19 protein-coding genes are annotated in these 19,511 nt (G+C 63.0%); 7 read left to right on the top strand and 12 right to left on the bottom strand.

What is annotated here, in order from left to right; all coding sequences use genetic code 11:
• Window positions 1–80: 80 nt before the first annotated feature.
• The 6 genes from mobB to moaA all read right to left on the bottom strand — a co-directional run bounded on the left by mobB (window position 81) and on the right by moaA (window position 4,464).
• Window positions 81–584: a molybdopterin-guanine dinucleotide biosynthesis protein B gene (mobB, locus tag NKI31_RS14480; protein WP_023690740.1), complete on the bottom strand. Its 504-nt coding sequence runs from the start codon at window positions 582–584 to the stop codon at window positions 81–83.
• Window positions 581–1,213 (bottom strand): molybdenum cofactor guanylyltransferase MobA, encoded by a 633-nt coding sequence (gene mobA / locus NKI31_RS14475; protein WP_352651895.1) that lies wholly within the window; start codon window positions 1,211–1,213, stop codon window positions 581–583. The genes mobB and mobA overlap by 4 nt, the downstream gene beginning before the upstream one ends.
• Before the next feature lie 7 nt (window positions 1,214–1,220).
• Window positions 1,221–2,141, bottom strand: a complete 921-nt coding sequence (locus tag NKI31_RS14470) for a DMT family transporter (RefSeq protein WP_023714208.1) — start codon at window positions 2,139–2,141, stop codon at window positions 1,221–1,223.
• A gap of 229 nt (window positions 2,142–2,370) precedes the next feature.
• Window positions 2,371–2,727, bottom strand: coding sequence for a hypothetical protein (locus NKI31_RS14465; RefSeq protein ID WP_023669002.1), 357 nt, complete (start codon window positions 2,725–2,727; stop codon window positions 2,371–2,373).
• A 121-nt stretch (window positions 2,728–2,848) separates the two neighbouring features.
• Window positions 2,849–3,319, bottom strand: coding sequence for a hypothetical protein (locus NKI31_RS14460; RefSeq protein ID WP_023669001.1), 471 nt, complete (start codon window positions 3,317–3,319; stop codon window positions 2,849–2,851).
• Window positions 3,320–3,468: 149 nt separating this feature from the next.
• The gene (gene moaA, locus NKI31_RS14455; RefSeq protein ID WP_352651893.1) at window positions 3,469–4,464 is read right to left on the bottom strand and encodes a GTP 3',8-cyclase MoaA; all 996 of its coding nucleotides are present in this window, start codon (window positions 4,462–4,464) and stop codon (window positions 3,469–3,471) included.
• 200 nt (window positions 4,465–4,664) lie between these two features.
• On the opposite strand from moaA, the gene NKI31_RS14450 reads away from it, so the two are divergent.
• Together NKI31_RS14450 and NKI31_RS14445 are read left to right on the top strand one after the other, a co-directional pair.
• Window positions 4,665–5,018, top strand: a complete 354-nt coding sequence (locus NKI31_RS14450) for a gamma-butyrobetaine hydroxylase family protein (protein WP_023668999.1) — start codon at window positions 4,665–4,667, stop codon at window positions 5,016–5,018.
• Window positions 5,019–5,083: 65 nt separating this feature from the next.
• A complete protein-coding gene (locus NKI31_RS14445; protein ID WP_023820733.1) occupies window positions 5,084–5,695 on the top strand; it encodes a pyridoxamine 5'-phosphate oxidase family protein in 612 nt (203 codons plus the stop codon).
• Between the two features lie 26 nt (window positions 5,696–5,721).
• Here the strand turns inward: NKI31_RS14445 and NKI31_RS14440 are convergent, their stop codons facing one another.
• Window positions 5,722–6,174: a MarR family winged helix-turn-helix transcriptional regulator gene (locus tag NKI31_RS14440; RefSeq protein ID WP_023668997.1), complete on the bottom strand. Its 453-nt coding sequence runs from the start codon at window positions 6,172–6,174 to the stop codon at window positions 5,722–5,724.
• Window positions 6,175–6,222: 48 nt separating this feature from the next.
• Between NKI31_RS14440 and NKI31_RS14435 the strand changes: the two genes are divergently transcribed.
• Complete coding sequence (locus tag NKI31_RS14435; protein WP_027050911.1) at window positions 6,223–7,131, top strand: alpha/beta hydrolase; 909 nt, start codon at window positions 6,223–6,225, stop codon at window positions 7,129–7,131.
• 45 nt (window positions 7,132–7,176) lie between these two features.
• Here NKI31_RS14435 and NKI31_RS14430 read toward each other — a convergent pair whose 3' ends face one another.
• Window positions 7,177–7,575: a rhodanese-like domain-containing protein gene (locus NKI31_RS14430; RefSeq protein WP_023730568.1), complete on the bottom strand. Its 399-nt coding sequence runs from the start codon at window positions 7,573–7,575 to the stop codon at window positions 7,177–7,179.
• A 61-nt stretch (window positions 7,576–7,636) separates the two neighbouring features.
• Window positions 7,637–8,245 carry a TetR/AcrR family transcriptional regulator gene (locus tag NKI31_RS14425; RefSeq protein WP_023710494.1) on the bottom strand — a complete coding sequence of 203 codons (609 nt, stop codon included), beginning with the start codon at window positions 8,243–8,245 and terminating at the stop codon, window positions 7,637–7,639.
• A 99-nt stretch (window positions 8,246–8,344) separates the two neighbouring features.
• On the opposite strand from NKI31_RS14425, the gene NKI31_RS14420 reads away from it, so the two are divergent.
• Window positions 8,345–9,091, top strand: a complete 747-nt coding sequence (locus tag NKI31_RS14420) for a 3-oxoacyl-ACP reductase family protein (protein WP_023682503.1) — start codon at window positions 8,345–8,347, stop codon at window positions 9,089–9,091.
• A gap of 212 nt (window positions 9,092–9,303) precedes the next feature.
• Complete coding sequence (locus NKI31_RS14415) at window positions 9,304–11,184, top strand: L,D-transpeptidase family protein (RefSeq protein ID WP_352651891.1); 1,881 nt, start codon at window positions 9,304–9,306, stop codon at window positions 11,182–11,184.
• Window positions 11,185–11,280: 96 nt separating this feature from the next.
• On the opposite strand, the gene NKI31_RS14410 is transcribed toward NKI31_RS14415, so the two are convergent.
• From NKI31_RS14410 to NKI31_RS14400, 3 genes are all read right to left on the bottom strand, one after another.
• Entirely contained in the window at window positions 11,281–11,751 is a 471-nt protein-coding gene (locus tag NKI31_RS14410) for a hypothetical protein (protein WP_023668992.1), read from the bottom strand.
• 91 nt (window positions 11,752–11,842) lie between these two features.
• Window positions 11,843–12,406, bottom strand: a complete 564-nt coding sequence (locus NKI31_RS14405) for a hypothetical protein (RefSeq protein ID WP_245270796.1) — start codon at window positions 12,404–12,406, stop codon at window positions 11,843–11,845.
• Between the two features lie 259 nt (window positions 12,407–12,665).
• Window positions 12,666–12,923 (bottom strand): PepSY domain-containing protein, encoded by a 258-nt coding sequence (locus NKI31_RS14400; protein WP_023726587.1) that lies wholly within the window; start codon window positions 12,921–12,923, stop codon window positions 12,666–12,668.
• 356 nt (window positions 12,924–13,279) lie between these two features.
• Here NKI31_RS14400 and NKI31_RS14395 point away from each other — a divergent pair, with 356 nt between their 5' ends.
• A complete protein-coding gene (locus tag NKI31_RS14395) occupies window positions 13,280–15,052 on the top strand; it encodes an adenylate/guanylate cyclase domain-containing protein (RefSeq protein WP_023726586.1) in 1,773 nt (590 codons plus the stop codon).
• Between the two features lie 129 nt (window positions 15,053–15,181).
• Complete coding sequence (locus NKI31_RS14390; protein WP_352651889.1) at window positions 15,182–19,504, top strand: cytochrome P450; 4,323 nt, start codon at window positions 15,182–15,184, stop codon at window positions 19,502–19,504.
• Window positions 19,505–19,511 lie beyond the last annotated feature (7 nt).

Below are 19,511 nucleotides of genomic sequence, written 5' to 3'. Positions count from 1 at the left end.
GCATGAGGCCGTTCAGGCGCGACGCGCTTAGACAATGCAACGGCTGAAGAGGGCGGCTGACCCGGGCGAGGGCAGGGGCCTCAAGGTTTGAGGCCGGTCATGCGCTCGATGAAGTCGGCTATCCCTCCCGTGTCGTCAAGATCGAACACAGGCAGGCTTTCGCCGGTAACCGCGAAGTCGGCGGCAATCGCCACGATATGTCCGTCGTTCGCCGACAGCGGCGAGCGGTCCTTGGCCTCCCGCCGCCGGGTCTCGATCTTTTTGTGCGCCTCGCGCTTGTAGCCTTCGACCAGCACGATGTCGCACGGGGCCAACCGCGACAGGACCGTCTCCAGCGTCGGCTCGTCCTCACCGCGCAATTCATGCATCAGCGCCCAGCGTTTGCCCGACACCACCGCGACTTCGGTGGCGCCCGCCTGGCGGTGACGAAAGCTGTCGGCGCCAGGCTTGTCGATGTCGAACTCATGATGGGCGTGTTTGACCGTCGACACCGTCCAGCCGCGCCGGACGAGCTCTGTGACCAGCTTCTCGGTCAGTGTGGTCTTGCCGGAATTCTTCCAGCCGGTGATGCCGAAGATGTTCATGGGCCGATGCTCTGCAACAGACGCTCGGCCACCGCAAGGTCGTGCGGTGTGTTGATGTTGAAGAACGGGTCGATCTCGTCACTGCCGTGGGTCAGCAACGGAAATTCCACTTCGACACAGTCGTGCCGCTCGATGAAGGCGGAGACGCGCCTGTTGTCCTCGTCGATCAGGAAATGACGCAAGGCCTCACGCAGCCCAAGCGGCCACAGCGCGAAGGTCGGATGCTGCCGGCCGCCGGAACTGGCAACCGCAATCGAGCCTGGTCGCTCGTCAACAGCCGCAGCCAGCCTCTCGACCAGGTCCACCGGCAGAAACGGCGTGTCGCCGGCGGCCGTCGCCAATGCCTTGAAAGCGGTATTCGCTGCCGCCCATTCGAGGCCGGTGAGAATTCCGGCCAGCGGTCCGGCATAGCCTTCCACCGCATCGGCGAGAACCGGAAGACCGGCCGCGGCGAAGCGCGCCGGGTCACTATTGGCGCTGAGCGCCAGCGATCCGACCTGCGGCGCCAGGCGGGCAACGACATGGTCGAGAAGCGGACGCTCGCCAAGCGCTAGCAAAGTCTTGTCGCCGCCGCCCATGCGCCGTGACAGGCCTCCGGCCAGGATAATTCCTGCAATGTCTTGGCTCATGGCCAACCTATATGCCGTCCGGCGCCATGTCGGGTCCAGCGCTTTCGGCCGCCGGCTTCTGCCGGCCGACGACCCGTTCGCGATAGAGCGCGTAGAGGCCGGAGCCGATGATGATGGCGGAGCCAACGATCATCGGCAGGTCGGGGACATCGCCGAAGATGATGAGGCCAAGCAGCATCGACCAAAAGAGGGCGGTGTAGCGGAATGGCGCAATGAAGGAGATGTCGCCGGCCCGCATTGCCATGATGATGAACTGGTAGCCGATCAGCACCAGCACCGCCGCCAATGCCAAAAGTGCCGTGCCTTTGCCGGACATCGGCGTCCAGCCGCCCATCGGCGACAGCAGCACGGCGCCAACGATGGTCATGGCGATTGCCGTTGCCGTCGACACCAGCAAGGTCGGGATAGCCCTCGGGATGCGCTTGGTGGCGAGGTCACGTACTGCGCAACAGGCGACGCTGACGAGTGCGTACAGCGAATAGATGCTGAAGCCTTCGAAGCCTGGCCGCACGATGATCAGCACGCCCCCAAAGCCGACCGCGATCGCCAGCCAGCGCCGCCAGCCGACCGCTTCGCTGAATACGAGTGCCGCCCCCATCGTCACCGCCAGCGGCAGCGCCTGCAGCACCGCGGAGACATTGGCGATCGGCAGATGCGCCAATGCGACAAGGAAGGCGACGGTGGCGCCGGCCTCGGCGATCACGCGAAGCGCCACCAGCGGCTGCAGCATCGAGCCCGGCCGTGCGAGCGCGCCTTGCTGCCAGGCGAGCAGGCCGACGAGCAGCGACGCAAAGGCGCCGCGCACCAGCATGACTTGCGCCATGTTCATCGATTCCGACGAGAACTTGGTAATGGCGTCGTTGAGGGTGAAGCCGATCATGGCCACCATCATGCACAGCGCGCCGCGAATGTTTGGGGAAAGAGGCAAGGGCGTTACCGGTTTTGCAAGAGCAATTCCAGGAAAAGTGTGAAACGGTTTTCCGTCCGGAATTGCGTGAAAACAAAGAATAAAGCGGTTCGACGTTTCGGCGAAACGGTGAACCGCCCAAGCCTGTAGCAGCCGGCGGCAAGACAGCAACGTCAAAGAAATAGGCCACGGATTTTCACCCGTGGCCCATAGAAATTCCCTGAGAGGGCTGGCCGGATGACCGGCAGGCTCATTTCGGGGTCAGCACCTCGGTGCCGCTGCCGTTCTTGCCGGCGATGGTCCACAGGCCGTGCAGCGAGCCGTCATCTTCTACCTTATAGACGACGAGACCGATTTCCTTGCCCATGACATAGCCGGCGGAGAAGGCATCGTCGTTGCGCATGCAGATGCCGTCCGACGATGATCCGCCCGTCTCCCAATGGATGGTACAGGTGGTCTCGCTGGTCAGCGTGATGGTGGCTTCGCCGCCATATTTCGAGCCGTCGAAATTGGTGCCCGCGACGGTGTAGCTGCCGCCGATGGACTGTGCTGCTGCCGGCGCGGCGGCAAACCCAAGCATTGCAAGAGAAAGTAAGAATGTGCGCATGTCGTATTCCCCCAAACCGAGCGACGAGCCGCTATATCAAGGAATCTAGGCTCGAACGCGCTTGCGGTAAATCCGCCAGCTATATGCCCATGAGACTTTTTCTGGTGTGTGTCCGAAAAGCTCACAGTCCTTTGAGGCTGCCGGCAATGGCGCCGACCAGCGGATCGTATTTCGCTTTAACGGCCGGCGGATAGTCGATCCGCACGGTGCGGATGACGCCGTCCTTGCCGAACAGGCGCCGTTCGTAAAAGATCTTGCCATCCTTCAGTCCCGACAGCACCGCCCAGTTCTTGCCGGTCTTGCTGTAGCTGATCTGGTAGCCCGCTTCCTTGATTGCCTTCTCCTCGGCGACGAAGCTCTTTGGGGTGTCGTCACTGACGTTGAAAATACCGGAGCAGATCAGGCTGGCGCCGTCGGCGCTGAGCCATTGCTGTCCGTCGCCATTGTACGGCTCGGGCTGGCGATCGGTGAAGATGTCGTCCGGAAAGGTGCAGACCGTGCCGAAGCGCGCATTGGTGTAGGTGAACGGCGCTGCATTGGCGCTGCCTGCCGCGATCAGTGCAACTGCCAATCCAATGGAAAGACGCTTCATTCGATGTCTCCAGTGAACTAGAGCAATTCCAGGAAAAGTGTGATCGGTTTTCCGTCCGGAATTGCGCAAAAAACAAAGACATAGAGCGGTTCGCCGTGAAACGGTGAACTGCTCTATGGAGACACTCCTTGCACCAAATCGCGGAAAAATCAGCCGCCGGTGACGCTCATATGCCTCGATACCGAGGGGCGGCTCGTGCGGCGGTCGATGATGAAATCATGGCCCTTCGGCTTGCGGCCGATCGCTTCGTCGATGGCAGCAGCGACCAGTTCGTTGCCTTCCGAGGTACGCAACGGCGCGCGCAGGTCGGCGGCATCCTCCTGGCCCAGGCACATATAGAGCGTGCCGGTGCAGGTCAGCCGCACGCGGTTGCAGCTTTCGCAGAAATTATGCGTCATCGGCGTGATGAAGCCCAGCCTGCCGCCGGTCTCTGCGACATGGACGTAGCGGGCCGGACCGCCGGTCTTGTAGGGGATGTCGCTCAGCGTGAACTGGCGCTCGAGCGAAGCGCGCAGCAGCGACAGCGGCAGATACTGGTCGGTGCGGTCGGCGTCGATCTCGCCCATCGGCATGGTTTCGATGACGGTCAAGTCCATGCCGCGGCCATGTGCCCAGCGCATCATCTCCGGCAGTTCGGCGTCGTTGAAGTCCTTCAGCGCAACGGCGTTGAGCTTCACCTTCAGCCCCGCCGCCTGCGCGGCATCGATGCCTTGCATGACCTTGCCGAGATGGCCCCAGCGGGTGATGGCGTGGAACTTGTCGGCATCGAGCGTGTCGAGCGAGACATTGATGCGCTCGACACCGCAATCGGCAAGCTCAGCGGCAAAGCGCGACAGCTGCGAGCCATTGGTGGTCAGCGTCAACTCTTCCAGCGCGCCGCTCTTCAAGTGCCGCGACAACTGGCGCACCAGATGCATGATGTTCTTGCGCACCAGCGGCTCGCCGCCGGTGAGGCGCAGTTTGCGCACGCCCTTTTCGATGAAGACGGTGCAGAGCCGGTCGAGTTCCTCGAGTGACAGCAGGTCCTTCTTGGGCAGGAACGCCATGTCCTCGGCCATGCAATAGGTGCAGCGGAAATCGCAGCGGTCGGTGACCGACACGCGCAAGTAGCTGATCGTGCGACCGAAGGGATCGATCATGTCCATGCGTTCAAGCGTTTCCAATGCTGCGAGTGGTGCCGTTATATACGGCTATGTGATACGATCCAACCCGCCATTCAAGATAGCCGCTCTCGATCTTTGGTGACATTCCCTGGCCGACATCCGATGTCGGCCGGGTCCAAATGGCCTTTTCCGCTCGCGCGAAGCAGCGTAGGGAAGGGCGGATTGATGCGGGATGCAGAACAATGACGGCGCCGAAGGAACTCAGGGTCTCGAAGGACAGAAAACTGCTGTCCGTCACCTTTCCCGATCATCGGCCGTTCGAACTGCCGGCCGAACTGCTGCGCGTCGCTTCACCCTCGGCCGAGGTGCAGGGCCATTCGCCGGACCAGCGGGTGACGGTTCCCGGCAAGCGTAACGTTGCTATCCTGAAGATCGAGCCGGTCGGCAACTACGCCGTGCGCATCACCTTCGACGATTTCCACGACACCGGCATCTTCACCTGGAATTACCTGCACACGCTTGGCCACGAAAAGGACGCGCGCTGGAATGCCTATCTCGCCGAGCTCCAGGAGAAGGGACTGAGCCGCGACCGCTAGTTCGGCACTGTCGGCAAAACGTCATTGACTGGGGGTAACGCTGGCAACGGTTCGGAGACGGGAAAATGTCTGACATCACCACGGTCGAACAGCTCGAAGCCCTCTACGGCCTGCCCGGCGAAGCGTCGACGGTCAAGGAACTCGACCACGTCATTCCCGAATATGCCGCCTTCATCGAAGCCTCGCCTTTTGTCGCCCTGGCGACGAGCGGGCCGGAAGGGCTGGACTGTTCGCCGCGCGGCGATCTCGCCGGCTTTGTGCGCATGCATGACCCGAAAACGCTGATGATGCCGGACAGGCGCGGCAACAACCGCGCCGATTCGCTTAAGAACATCATCCGCGATCCTCGCGTCGCGCTGCTGTTTCTTGTGCCGGGTTCGGGCACGACGCTGCGCGTCAACGGCCGCGCCCGCATCACCACCGACGCCGCGCTTTGCGCCTCCTTCGCCGTCGAAGGCAAGCCGGCGCGCTCGGTCACCGTGGTCGATGTCGATTCGGTCTATTTCCAGTGCGCCCGCGCCATCGTTCGCTCGGAGCTGTGGAACCCGGCAAAGCACGTCGACCCGAAATCGCTGCCGACACCCGGAACAATCCTGGAAGTCACCAGCCGCAAGAATATCGATGCCGGTACTTACGACAAGGAATGGCCGGAGCGGGCGAAGAAGACGATGTGGTGAGGTGGGAGGCGCGTGGATCGAACGGCTCAGGTATCCTTCAGCACGTCATAGATCTTGCGCATCTGTTCGCCGATCATATCGCACTGTTCCGCTGTCGACTGGCTCATCGCCTTTTCGATCAGCGCCATATGCACCTTCAGCGCCTTCATCAAAAGCTCCGTGCCGGCCTCGGTAAGCGTCAGCCGCAGCACGCGCTTGTCCTTCTCATCGCCTTCGCGGCGCAGCAGGCCGCGCGCCTCGAGCTGCGGCAACAGCATGGTGATGTTGGAGCGGCCGACCAGCAGCTTGCGGGCGAGATCGTGCTGCGACATGCCGGGATGGCGATAGAGGTTCATCAGCACGTCGAGCTGCGCCGGCTTGAGATCCAGCGGCGCCAGCTTTACCGCCAGCGCACGCTCCAGCACATGGCAGGCGCGCGCCACCGCGACCCAGTTGCGAAAGCGCGGGTTGTCCCAGGGCAGCTCTTGTTTAATGTTCATGTTTGAACTATTATGTTCATGCTTGAACGGAATGGATGGATCGCCACTATGGCATCATTTGGACTGAAGGTCATCCGGGGCGTGTTCGGCGCGGCCGAGCTTGTGGCGCCGCGTCTGAGCGGGCGCGCGGCCTTCGAACTGTTCTGCCGCACGCCGAGCGTGAAGGCGCTCAGCGACGGCGAGCGGCGTGCGGTCGACCGCGCCGCCGGCTTCATGGCCGAGGCGCGCCATCATCGGCTGACGACCAAGGCCGGCTGCGTCATGGTGCACGAATTCCGGCCCGAGCCGGGCAGGGCGTCCGCCGGCACGGTGCTGGTGGTCCATGGCTGGCGTTCGCGCACGGAATATATGCGGGCGCTGATCGAAGGCTTTCGCGATGCGGGCTACCGGGTCGCCTCGCTCGACCTGCCGGGCCATGGCCAGTCGCTGGGCCGTCATCTCAATATGGTCAATGCGGTCGAGGCGGTCAGGGTCGCCGGCGAATGGTTCGGTCCGTTCAAGGCGATCGTCGGCCATTCCTTCGGTGGCGCCGTCGCCGCCAATGCCATTGCCGGTTCGATCAAGGGTATCCACCCAGTGGCGGCCGAGCGGCTGGTGCTGGTCGCCGCGCCAAGTTCCCTGCCGGCGATCTTCGCCGACTTCAGCCGCATGCTCAATGTCGGTCCGCGTTCGCAGGTTTCCATGGCCGATCAGGTGAAAAGGCTGTCGGGCCGGCCGCTGCATGAATTCACCGGCGACCGCCAGTTGGCTGAGGCGCCGGTGCCGACGCTGGTCATCCACGCGCCGGACGACCGCGAAGTCCCCGCCGATCATGCCACACGTTATGCCGGCGCCGGCAGCCATGTGCGGCTGCACTGGGCCGATGGGCTCGGCCACCGTCGCATTCTCGCCGACAAAGGTGTTGTCGAACGCGCTGTGACTTTTGTCAAAAACGAGCGCGAGCCGATACTGCATTGATTCCAATGGGTGTATTGTCGACTCCGACAACGCCGGAGCGGTGAGCTAACCGTTCTTCTTGCCGCCCGGCTCGACGGGCAATCCGGCCGCCTTCCAGGCGGTATAGCCGCCAAGGATGTGCTTGACCGGCGACAGCCCCATATCCTGCGCCGTCTTGGCGGCCAGCGCCGAGCGCCAGCCGCCGGCGCAAAAGAAGACGAAGCTTTTGCCCGAGGCAAAGAACGGCTTGTGGTAAGGGCTTTCGGGATCGATCCAGAATTCCAGCATGCCGCGAGTGACATGTTTGGCGCCGGGGATCTGGCCGTCCCGCTCGATCTCGCGTGGATCGCGCAGGTCGACGAAGATGGTGTCCTCGTCGTCGAGCAGCCCGGCCGCTTCCTCGGGCGAGACCACCTCGATCTCGGCATTGGCCTCGTCGAGCAACTCGCGATACCCTTTTTTCACGGATGATCCCTCCCGGCGCATTCGCCGCCGACTGGATTTCCAGCACAAGCTCCGCGCTTTGTCACGCTGTTCCGACCAGCCCCTGCCACGCCGCCATCGCTCCGGCCACTGTGGCCATCAGCGCTTCGCACGAGGCGCCGTCGCGGGCCTGGATCGACATGCCGTGCTGGACCGTCGCATAGAAGGTCGCCGCCGCGTTGCTGTCGAAGCCCGCCGGCAATTCGCCTTCCGCCACACCGCGTTCCAGCCGTCTCAGCAAGAGGGTGTGGTTTTCGGCGCGGCGGCGGCGCAAATCATCGCAGATCGCGCCGCTGCTTGAATCCTGGTGCAGTGCGCCCAGCGCGATGAGACAGCCCTGCGGGCGGTCGTCCTGAGAGTACGCTTTTGCCGTCTGGCGCAGGAAATTCTCGATCGCCTGGCATGCCGTCGGCGCTTCGTCCAGCGCGCTCCAGATCTCGGTGCCTTCGTTGCGGGTGTAATACTCGGTCGCTTCCAGAAACAGCGCCTCCTTGCTGCCGAAGGCGGCATAGAGGCTGGGCGAGCTGATCCCCATCGCCGCGGTCAGGTCGGCGATCGAGGTGCCCTCATAGCCTTTGGCCCAGAACAGCTCCATCGCCTGCCGCAAGGCGGCGGTTCGATCGAAGGTGCGGGGACGGCCTCTTTCCGGCATGACGATCTTTTCTGTGTTGATCGATACATAATTCACTTGACGTCGCCAGGCAAGGTTGCCAGATATTTATGTATCGATCGTTACATAACGGAGAATGACATGTCAGCGAACGGATTGAACGGCAAGGCAGCACTGGTCACCGGCGGCAGCCGCGGCATAGGTGCTGCGATAGCAAAACGGCTTGCGGCCGATGGCGCCGACGTCGCCATCACCTACGTCAACAGCGCGGCGCCGGCCCAAGCTGTCGTCGCCGAGATTATAGCGGCAGGTGGTCGCGCGATCGCCATCCAAGCCGACAATCGCGACGCTGCCGCCATCGAAAATTCGGTCATCGAGGCGGTGAATGCCTTCGGCCGGCTCGACATCCTGGTCAACAGCGCCGGCATCTGGCGCGCGGCGCCCATCGAACAAATGTCGCTGGCCGACTTCGACGAAACCATTGAGGTCAATCTGAGAGCGCCGTTCGTGGCCTCTAAGGCGGCCGCGGCTCACATGGGCGAGGGAGGCCGCATCATTTCGATCGGCAGCAATCTGGCCGAGCGCGTCACCGACACCAGCCTCAGCGCCTATTCGACCAGCAAGGCAGCGCTCGTCGGCCTGACCAAGGCGCTGGCGCGAGACCTCGGTCCGCGCGGAATCACCGCCAATGTCGTTCATCCCGGTTCGACCGACACCGACATGAACCCGGCCCAAGCCCCACATGCCGAACACCAGCGGCGGAAGATGGCGACGCCCCGCTTCGGCAAGGCTGACGAGATCGCCGGCATGGTTGCCTGGCTCGCCGGTCCGGAAGGGCGCTTCGTCACCGGCGCCGCGCTCACCATCGACGGTGGCGCCAACGCCTGAAGCAGCAGCCGCTTTGACCGGTCTGGGGCGGCAACGCCGCTCCAGACGTCACGATGTTGTGAAACCGTTCTGCAACAGGCCCGCGGAAATTTATGGAAGCTTAACGAAATCGGTATGAATCGGTATAGTAGCGCCTTACATCCGCCATGCGGTTGGCAAGATCGTCTAGCGGCGCGGAACGGGAGCCGGCTTGCAGCCGGAGCGGGTGATTAATGAGATTCCTCGGAAATAAAGCCACCGTGATGCCGCTTGCAGTGGCGGCAGCACTGGCCTTCGGTGTGCCGCAGGCAAGCGCGCAAGGCCTGTTCGACATGCTGTTCGGCGGTGGCGTCAAGCACAGGCCGCAAGGCGAATTCCCGCCGCCGCCGAAGCGCAAGCCGAAGCCCGCCGTGTCGGGCGGTGGCGGCACCAGGATCGGCAGCCCGTCCTACTACACCTACAAGGCCGACCGGCTGGTGCGCGTCGACTTTACCGCATTGGTGGCAGCACCTCCCCAGGTGGCAACAGCTGAAGACGCCGCCTTTGTTCCGTCGGCGACCAGCACCGCCTTCCGCGAAGCCGTTGCAGGCCTCAGCGACTATGAACTCTATGCCGAGCCCGATATCGCCAAGGCACTGATTGCCTATTACTCTGCCAATCCTGATTTCATCTGGGTGAACGAGGGCAATCCCAATGCCCGCGCCCAGGATGCGGTGCGGGTGCTTGGCGAAGCCGCAAGCTATGGTCTCACGTCGGCCGACTACACGGTCGAGGTGCCGGCAGCCAACGCATCGGCAGTCGATGCCGACGCCCATCTGAAGGAACTCGTCCGCTTCGAGATGGCGCTGTCGGCGCGCGTACTGCGCTATGCCCGTGACGCCCAGAGCGGGCGCGTCGATCCCAATCGCATCACCGGCTACTATGAATTTCCGCCGAAGCCGGTCGACGTGGAAGGCGCGCTCAAGACGCTGGCCCACACCCAGGAAGTGCGCACCTACCTCGAATCGCGGCACCCGCAGAACGCGGAATATCAGGCGCTGCGCGTCGAACTTGAATCGCTGCAGGCGAGCGCCGAAAACGAAATCGTCGTCGATCCCAAGCTGTTGCTGAAGCCCGGCGAGACCAGCGCCGAACTGCCGAAGCTGCTGACGCTGATCGCGCGCAATCTCGACGACGAGATGGGCGGCGCCTATGGCGAGATCCTGTCTCGTCTCGGCACCAGCGATGTCTATGTTCCCGAACTGGTTCCGATCATCAAGGCCGTGCAGGTGAAGGCCGGCATGAAGGGCGATGGGGTCATCGGCCCGCGCACCGTCGCCTCGCTCGCCGGCACGTCCAAGGCCGACAGGCTGCAGAAGGTGCAGGTCGCGCTGGAAGAATTGCGCTGGATGCCGTCCGATCTCGGCAGCCCGCGGGTCTTCATCAACCAGCCCGCCTTCACCGCCAGCTATATCGACAATGGCGAGGAGAAGCTGAAGACCCGCGTCGTCATCGGCCGGACCACCAACCAGACCGCCTTCTTCTTCAAGGAGATCAAGCAGGTCGATTTCCATCCCTATTGGGGCGTGCCGCAGTCGATCATCGTCAACGAGATGCTGCCAAGGCTGCGTGGCGATCCGGGCTATCTCGACCGTGCCGGCTACGAGGTGACCGATTCGCGCGGCAGGCGGGTTCCCTCTTCCTCGGTCAATTGGGGCGCCTACGGCGCCAACATTCCCTACAGCGTGCGCCAGCAGCCGAGCGAAGCCAATGCGCTGGGCGAACTGAAGATCCTGTTCCCCAACAAGCACGCCATCTACATGCACGACACGCCGCAAAAATCCTTCTTCCAGCGCGATATGCGGGCGCTCAGCCACGGCTGTATTCGCCTTCAGGATCCGCGTGGGATGGCAGCGGCGGTGCTCGGCGTCTCGGTCGACGACATCGCCGAAAAGCTCAAGCACGGCCATGCCAGCGAAGACGTGACACGCACGATTCCCGTCTATGTCTCCTACTTCACTGCCTGGCCGGACCTGTCCGGCAAAGTCGAATATTTCAACGACGTCTACGACCGCGACACGCGGCTGATGCAGGCGCTGGACGCGACTGAAGCGGTGCGCTCGCCGACGAGCTGAACCAGCGGAGTTCCTCGTTCAACGAACGAGGAACTCACTTTATCTCTCTGGTTTAATTAGATTTTTGGCCGATGGACGGTCGCCCGTTTCCTGCGATCAGCGCTGGATGAGCGGACGCCGGAAGCCGGCGTCGCGGCCCGCGATCAGCCAATAGACCAGACCGGCTACGAGGCCGGCGGCGGCGATGATGCCGATATCGGCCCAGCGTCCGGCATCCTCTTCCGCGGCCGGCCAGACCAGGAAAAAGCCGGCTGCAGCGGCAGCGGCGCCAAACAGCATGTGCACCAGGAAATTGCGCAGGGCAAAGAATTCGGCGAGCAGCGCGAAGATCAGCGTCTGCAGGCCGGTCAGCACGATCGTCAGGAAATAGACGACCATGCCGAGCGGCGGCCACAGCAGCACGACAATGGGCGAAAATTGCATGGCGCCGAAATAGTCCGGCGCGTTGGGCAATACGGCGAGTGCGCAATATATCGCCACGACCGCGAACAATCCGATCAGCACCGAAACGAAATAGCCGGCAAGCATCATCAGGATGCGCTTCAAAACATGCTTAACCATGGCCATGCACCCCCGTGCCCTGCAACTGTTACGCGCACTCAGCCATCAAAGGCGGACCGGCGCAAGAGTGCATCCAGCAGTGCTTTGCGGCAAATCTTCAGGCGCCGCCGCATAGATGTTGTGAATCCGGCAAAACCCATGTGCCTTTTATCGTGAGGTCGACGCCGTAATAGACCCGCCCGCGCTCGTCGCCCTGCGGACAATCCCTCGGGATCGAAATCAGGCACATGACGACAGGATCGCCGGCTTTCGAACTGGCAAGGCCAGGCTCCCGCTCGTAGGAAACCCCGGCGCCGCCATTGCTGAACCGCGCCAGGCTGCCGGCTTCAGGGCCGGCGGTTTCCAGCGGGTCGTCGCCGAGCCGCGTCGTCAGCGCGGTGATGTGGGTCAAGGCGCATTGGCCGATCGACGAGGGCAGGGGCTGGTCGGGGCTGCCCGGATGGCGGGCCGCGGTGTCGAGCGCCTTCTTGCCGATCAGGGCGATGTTGTAATCCTGCACCCAGGACGGCGCATTGCCGTAGGTCTGCAGCGCATTGTTCTGGGCGCTGACGATGCAGGCGGCATCCTGCCCACAGGCGTTCCTGTCGTCGATGAGCGCACGGGCGATCTTGCGCTTGTCGCCGCCAAAGGCTGGCTCGAAACCCGTAAAGGCCTCGGCCACCAGGCATCAATTGCCGACAGTTGCGGGTCGGCACAGATCGCCTTTTCCACCGGCAGGCTGGCTTTGCGGCAGTCGAAGGATGGCCCGTCGGCACGCGCTGGACCAAGGCAGACCGCCGCGCCAGCCAGTGCAACGACAAGCGCAAGCGAGTTGGCAATTCGATTGGAAGAAAGCATGGTCGCCCCGTTGTCCGACAACTGCCACCATCGTAGGCAAAAAACGCGGCGGACGGAATTGCCGAAGCGGTGCGGTATCGGCGCTATTTCGGTTCGGCGGTCACGGGATCGAAGGTGATTTCGACTTTCGCCTTGTCGGCGGTGTAATAGGTCACGGTGTAGCCGTCCTTGTCCCAGTCGACCTCCTTCACATAGCGAAAGCCGTCGCGCTGCTCGACCTTGGCGATGATTGCCGACAGTTTCTGGGCATTCGTCGGCGGCAGCGGGCTGTCATCCGCGGCAAAGGCCGTCGAGCCGGCCAGAACAACGACGACACCGGTCGCCAGAACAAGATTTCGCATGATTACCCTCATTTCACGTTGGCTGAACCGCACCGGAAACTCGCAGGCAGCACAGTTTGTTCCGATAGCTGACGTCGCGGCGGTTCCGTGAAGCCCTGGATCGCGGCGATCAGAGCGACGGCACGCCCATATTTGCGCCAACGGCCGGCCAACCATGAGTGCTGCCACGGCCCGCGCTGGACAACCCGATGGTGGTAGAGCTTTGCCAAAGACCCTGCTAGACTTCTGGTCCTGGCGGGGTGGCATGGCGCGCCAACCCCGCCGGAATCTTCATCTCTCAGCGCGCGGCGAAGTGTTTCAGGAACGGGTCGTCGCCTGTGCTGGACCAGAACCAGAAAGGGAGCGGGGGCTCGAACATGGCTGTACGGAACTACACCCGTCAGCTGGCGACAATCATTTCTATCGATGCCGTCGGGTTCTCGAGGCTGATGGGCATCGACGACGAGTCTGCTGTCGCGGCATTCGAGGAACGGCGCGACATCATCGCCGACAGCTGTGGCACATTTGGCGGCCGCACGTTCGGCGACGCCGGCGACAGCATCATGGCCGAGTTCGGCAATCCGATCGAGGCGTTGCGCGCAGCCTTTGATTTCCAGGGCCGCATCGTCGCCCTCAACGCCGAGGTTGCCGACGATATGCGCATGCCGTTTCGCGCCGGCATCAATACCGGCGACGTCATCGTGCGTGGTGGCCGCCTCTACGGCGACGACGTCAACATCGCGGCGAGAATCCAGGAATTCGCGCCGGGCAACGGTCTCGCCGTTTCGGAGACGACCTGGCACCATGTGAAGGACAAGACGGCGGCCGATTTCACCGATCTCGGCGAATTCATGCTGAAGAACATCGCCTTGCCGGTGCGCGTTCTGATCGCCGGCCGCAGCGGCAACGGATCCTCGCCGGCGGCGTCGTTCGCGGCCATTCCCCAGGCCAATGCGCAGCAGAAGCTGTCGTCCAAGGGGCCGCCGGCGATCGCCGTCCTGCCCTTCCACGCCGATGGCGGCGAGCATGACATCGGCTACATGGCCGACGGCATCGCCGAGGACATCATCTATGGTCTATCCAACACCAGATGGCTCTCGGTCATCGCCAAGGGCTCCAGCTTCCAGTTCCGCGACGACACGCTGGGCACGCGGGTGATCGGCAACGCGCTCGGCGCGCGCTACATCGTCAGCGGCACGCTGATGCGCAATGGTGGCCAGATCCGCCTCAACACCTCGCTGGCCGACGCGTCCAACGGGCGGCTGGTGTGGTCGCAGCGCTTCGATCGCGATCTGGTCGACATCTTCAACCTGCGCGACCAGATCGGCGCTGAGATCGTTTCGATCCTCGACAAGGAGGTCGACCGGGCGGAACAGGCACGCACCTTCCAGGTTCCCTGGGAAAGCCTGGAGACCTGGCAACTGGTGCGACGGGGCCGCTGGCACATGAACCGGCGCACCCGCGGCGACACCGAAACCGCACTCGAGTTCTTCCAGAAGGCCTACCGCGAGGACGCCAACTCGAGCGCCGTGCTCAACGAACTGGCGTGGTGGTATTTCTGGCGGGCATGGCTGCGTTTTGGCGACAGCGACGATTTGAACAAGGTCGAGCAGTTTGCCCGCAAGGCGTTGCTGGTGGACAGCCTGGATGCGCGCCCGCACGCCCATCTCGGCGCCGTCGACATCATGCGCGGCGAACCGCGGTCGGCCGTCGACCATCTCGAGGAAGCGATCCACATCAATCCGAGCTTTGCCTTCGCGCGCTCGGCCATGGGCAGCGCCCAGCTGCTGCTCGGCAATGCCGCGACCGCGATACCGTTCTTTCTCGATACCGAGCGATTGAGCCCGTTCGACCTCTACCGCTTCCACAATCTGGGGGAACTGACGGCGGCCTATTGTTTGGTCGAGAACTGGCCGGCGGCGATCGCTGCCGCTGACCGCTCGCTCAACCTGTCTCCCGGCTATTTCTATTCCAGGTTCCTGAAGATCGGCGCGCTGATGCGAAGCGGCCGGCCGGAACAGGCGCGGCGCGAGATGACCATTTTCACCACCCGGCATCCCGATTTTTCAGAACAGCGTGTGCGCTGGATACCGTTCACCGACAAGGCCGCGAACGAGATCCTCGTCGCCAATTTCCGACTGGCCAAATGAACATGGCGTCAATGCTGGCTGGAACATGGACCAACTGTGAAAAGATTCACATACGTGCAACCGATGCAAACCTAGGCGTTGAACGGCCGGCATCGCAATAACGTGGATAGCCGGGGGGCTTGAACGCGCATGACCGAACTGAAGTATTTCGACGCTATTCGCGCGGCCCAGAAAAACCAGCGCCCGCTGTCGGAAATGCCGCCCTTCGATCTCGGCCGGATCCGGAAGACAGGGCTGATTGCGCGCATCGTCGGGTCTCTGGCCGAAGACCCCCGCTGGGCGCTTTCCTTGTTGCGGCGTTTCCGGCCGACCGGCAAGCTCTTCGGTGTTCTCGTGGTCACCAAGAACGCCGATGTCCGCGACATATTGGAGCGCGGCGACGAATTCCAGACCCCATACGGCCCGGAAATGACCGAGCTTGCCCGGGGATCCAACTTCATCCTCGGCATGCAGGACGGCGCCGACTACCGGCGCATGAAATCGTCGGTGCTGAGTGCATTCCCGCCGGCCGAGGTCGAAGCCGCCGTCAGGCCGATCGCGGCGCGTCATTCGCAAGAGATCATGACGCGCGCTAGCCCCGGCTTCGATGCGATCTCCAGGTTGATGAAGATCGTCCCGGTGCACATCTGTCGAGATTATTTCGGCGTCGAGATCGACGATGAATCCGAATTCGCCGACTGGGCGATCGCGCTGAGTGCGCTGTTCTTTTCGGACCCGACGGCGAGCCCCGTCATGCGCGAACTCGCAGTGGTGGCGGGCGACCGTCTTCTCAAAGTCATCGATCGCTCCATCCAGTCGGCCAGGGACCGGGGCTTGAAGGCCGAGCAACCGCTGGCGAGGCTGGTTGTCCAGATGGATCAGGGCCGCCTGTCGCGGGACGACCTCAATTCGATCATGCTGGGCATGATCGCCGGCTTCGTCCCGACCAATGTGTTGGCCGCCGGCAATTGCCTCGACGTGATCCTGTCGCGGCCCGACGCACGGCAGGCTATCGATGCCGCATTGGCCGAAAACGATACCGCCAAGCTCGACAGGGCCGTCCTTGAAGCCATGCGCTTCAAGCCGATCTGGGTCGGCCCCTGGCGCTACACGGCCCGCGACGCGATCATCGGCAAGGGTACGCGCCGCGAGCGCCTGGTGAAGGCCGGCACGGTGGTGATGCCGGCGACGCTGTCGGCGATGTTCGATGCCGACGCCGTGCAGAACCCGGACCAGTTCGACACATCGCGCCCGCATCGCGACTACATGGTGTTCGGCCACGGCATTCATCAGTGCATCGGCGCCGAGATCGCCAGGATCCAGATCGGCGAAAGCCTGCGCGCCCTGTTCCAGAAGCAGGGCGTGCGCCGCATGCCCGGCAAGGCCGGGCGCATGACCCGCATCGGCGCCTATCCCGAAACCCTCAAGGTCGATTTCGAACGGGCAGAACTCTGCCGCACCGTAACGCAGTCTATGGTGACGGTGGTCTGCCCGGTCACCCGGTCCGCGTCGCTGGATGCTGTCCGCGACAAGGTTGCCAGCCTCGGCAACCCGGCCGTCGAAGAGATCCGCACCGCGCTCGACATTGCCGGCACCGTCCACTTCACCAGCCTGACCGTGGTCGGCACCGGCGAGATCGGCGCTGATTCCGGTCAGGAAAAAGGAGCTCTGGTTCTCGAGATTTCCGGTGACGGCAGCATCGACGATGTCATCGATGCGGTCACGCACGCCATCGGGCACCGGCTGCGGCCGATCTTCAAGGATGTCTGCGATCTGCGCGATGGCGGCGCATTGAACGATTTCCTGCGCAAGCACAATGTCGACATATCGCCGTCCTTCGGCAGCAATGCCGGACTGGTGTTTTCGGGCACGCCGGGGCACTCGGTCCAGCGTATCAAGGCCGAGCAGCAGCTTTTCGAAGCCGTGCGCGACATCGTCGAGCGGCCACGCAAAGGCGCCGGCAACGCTCCTGCCGTGCTCGCTGAAGTTCGCCAGCATGTCCAGTCATTAGGGACGTTTGCCTGGGCGTTCGAGCCGGCCGAGAGCCTGCTGGAAAAGCCGCCGGGTCATTGGGGCCGTGCCCTGATGACGACGTTGCTGGTACCGCCGGTCTTCGTCACGGTGGCGATCATCTGGGCTGCTTGCTGGTACATGACCTACGGTGTGGTGTTCGGCAGATCTATCGACATCAGTTCCCAGGAAATCTCCTTCACCGCCATAGCCGTAGCAATCACCTCACTTCTGTTGTCGGGACTTGGAGTGTTGGTGGCAGCGGCGCTGCTGGCGTTTTCGTGCTTGCTGGCGCTGCGACGCCGCGAGGACAGGGATCGGCCGGAAAGCACATCGATCGGCATATCTGAATTGAACGCGATACTCGTCAAGGAGGGCCACGCGGCACAAAACCATCTGACTGCGATTTCGACGATGAAGGCCGGCATTCTGCGGCGGCTGGCGCTCAGGTTTTCCTTCTACCTGATCTCGATAGCTGCCCAGAAGGTATTCAAGCCAGGCTTCCTCAACACAATCAACACCATCCATTTCGCCCGCTGGATACTGCTGCCCGGCTCCAACCGATTGATGTTCTTCTCCAACTACGGCGGCAGCTGGGAAAGCTATCTTGAGGACTTCATCGCCAAGGCGTCCGCTGGCCTGACCGGCGTGTGGAGCAACACCGTGGGCTATCCACGCACACGATGGCTGTTCCTGGACGGCGCGCGCGACGGCGATCGTTTCAAGCGCTGGGCGCGGCGCCAGCAGGTGCCGACCCTGTTCTGGTACTCCGCCTATCCCCAAATCAACACAGAGCGCATCCGGATCAATTCCCGGGTCAGGCGCGGCATTGCTTCCGCCGTCGGCAACGAGGCGCGCGACTGGCTGAGCTTGTTCGGTTCGCTACGGCGCCCGGCGAGCGAAACAACCACCGTTCAAAAGACCACTTCGCTGCTGGCCAATATCAGCTCTGCCTTTCCGGCGCCTCTCGAACAGCAGCTGGAAACCGGCGAGATCCAGTCCATCTTCTTCGGCCCGCTCGGCCCGCTCGCTTATTCGCATATGCTTGCGATCCGGGTGCCGGACAAGTTGCCGGCGCCCAAGCGCAGAGCCTGGCTCGATTTCGTTGTCGAGCAGACGAGTTTCGGCGAAGGCAGGCCCGCCGGGCGCGCTATGATAGTCGCCTTTGGTCCCGGTGGCCTGCGGCAGTTTGGGCTCGACGAGGGTGTGGAGGGCGATCCACTGGAAACATTTCCGATCGCCTTTCGCCATGGCATGGGCAATCCCGAGCGTGGGCGCATACTGGACGACCGAGGCCGCGACGGCCCGGACGAATGGGAGTGGGGGTCGTTGGAGAACCCTGTGGACCTGGTCATCGTCTGCTATGCCGAAGACCCGGGACGGTTGAAGACCGAGATTGCCACAGTGAGACGAAAGACGACCGGTGCAGGCATGAAGGTCGTCGCCGAACTGCCGCTCGCCGTAAACCGGGGTCCGACCGACACGAATACGAAATCGTCCGACGGGGCAAAGCGTGACGATCGATCGGAACGTGGGCCAGCCTACGAGCATTTCGGTTTCGCGGACGGGATTTCGCAGCCGATTGTCCGGGGCACGACCCGCGCCAGCAGGGGCGCCGCGCCCATGCATCTGGTCGCGCCCGGCGAGTTCCTGTTCGGCTATCGTGATGAGCATGGGTTCTATCCAGCCTCGCCCTCGGTAAGCGCATCACGCGATCGGACCGGAATCCTTTCGCAGGTGCGCCGTAGCCGGCTGATTCCGGGCCTGCCGCCACCGCCGCGCGATTTCGGGCGCAACGGTTCATTCCTCGTTATTCGCCAGTTCGAGCAGCACGTCGACGTCTTCAACAACTACTGCAAAAAGGCTGCAGCCTTGGTCGCGAGCCAACTCGGCAACCAAGCCATCACGCAAGACTGGATTGCCGCCAAGATGCTCGGCCGCTGGCAGAACGGAAGCTCGCTGGTGCGCAACCCGGATCATCCGGGACGCGTCATCGACAACAACTTCGCCGCTGGCGCCGAGGATCCGCAAGGCCATCGCTGCCCGCTTGGTGCCCACATTCGCCGTTCCAACCCACGCGACTCGCTGGGTGAGGACCGCGATACGCAGATCAATATCGGCAAGCGCCATCGTATCCTGCGGGTCGGCCGCACCTATGAGAAGCAGGACGGCAAGAATGGCAAGGTCGAAAAGGGGCTGCTGTTCATGTGCCTCAACGCCGACATAGAGCGCCAGTACGAATTCATTCAGCAGACCTGGGTTTCGTCGGCCACGTTCCAGGGCCTCGTCGCTGAAAAGGACCCGACGATTGGTTCGCGCGGCGGCGATGGCAGGTTCACCATTCCGTCATGGGAAAAGGTCACGACGCTCCGTGACATGCCGCAATTCGTCACCACCAAGGGGGGTGGGTATTTCTTCATGCCCAGCCGCTCGGCGTTGCGATATCTGATTTCGCGGCTCTGATTCGGCG

This window comes from Mesorhizobium sp. M0659 (genome assembly GCF_040320605.1).
GTDB lineage: Bacteria > Pseudomonadota > Alphaproteobacteria > Rhizobiales > Rhizobiaceae > Mesorhizobium.
The sequence above is the reverse complement of the archived record's forward strand: the minus strand, read 5'-3'. Positions and strand labels throughout refer to the sequence as shown.

Coding starts and splice junctions, on each gene's coding strand:
- mobB (WP_023690740.1), bottom strand. CDS start 584: ATGAACATCTTCGGCATCACCGGCTGGAAGAATTCCGGCAAGACCACA.
- mobA (WP_352651895.1), bottom strand. CDS start 1,213: ATGAGCCAAGACATTGCAGGAATTATCCTGGCCGGAGGCCTGTCACGG.
- NKI31_RS14465 (WP_023669002.1), bottom strand. CDS start 2,727: ATGCGCACATTCTTACTTTCTCTTGCAATGCTTGGGTTTGCCGCCGCG.
- NKI31_RS14460 (WP_023669001.1), bottom strand. CDS start 3,319: ATGAAGCGTCTTTCCATTGGATTGGCAGTTGCACTGATCGCGGCAGGC.
- moaA (WP_352651893.1), bottom strand. CDS start 4,464: ATGGACATGATCGATCCCTTCGGTCGCACGATCAGCTACTTGCGCGTG.
- NKI31_RS14450 (WP_023668999.1), top strand. CDS start 4,665: ATGACGGCGCCGAAGGAACTCAGGGTCTCGAAGGACAGAAAACTGCTG.
- NKI31_RS14445 (WP_023820733.1), top strand. CDS start 5,084: ATGTCTGACATCACCACGGTCGAACAGCTCGAAGCCCTCTACGGCCTG.
- NKI31_RS14440 (WP_023668997.1), bottom strand. CDS start 6,174: ATGAACATTAAACAAGAGCTGCCCTGGGACAACCCGCGCTTTCGCAAC.
- NKI31_RS14435 (WP_027050911.1), top strand. CDS start 6,223: ATGGCATCATTTGGACTGAAGGTCATCCGGGGCGTGTTCGGCGCGGCC.
- NKI31_RS14425 (WP_023710494.1), bottom strand. CDS start 8,245: ATGCCGGAAAGAGGCCGTCCCCGCACCTTCGATCGAACCGCCGCCTTG.
- NKI31_RS14420 (WP_023682503.1), top strand. CDS start 8,345: ATGTCAGCGAACGGATTGAACGGCAAGGCAGCACTGGTCACCGGCGGC.
- NKI31_RS14415 (WP_352651891.1), top strand. CDS start 9,304: ATGAGATTCCTCGGAAATAAAGCCACCGTGATGCCGCTTGCAGTGGCG.
- NKI31_RS14410 (WP_023668992.1), bottom strand. CDS start 11,751: ATGGCCATGGTTAAGCATGTTTTGAAGCGCATCCTGATGATGCTTGCC.
- NKI31_RS14400 (WP_023726587.1), bottom strand. CDS start 12,923: ATGCGAAATCTTGTTCTGGCGACCGGTGTCGTCGTTGTTCTGGCCGGC.
- NKI31_RS14395 (WP_023726586.1), top strand. CDS start 13,280: ATGGCTGTACGGAACTACACCCGTCAGCTGGCGACAATCATTTCTATC.
- NKI31_RS14390 (WP_352651889.1), top strand. CDS start 15,182: ATGACCGAACTGAAGTATTTCGACGCTATTCGCGCGGCCCAGAAAAAC.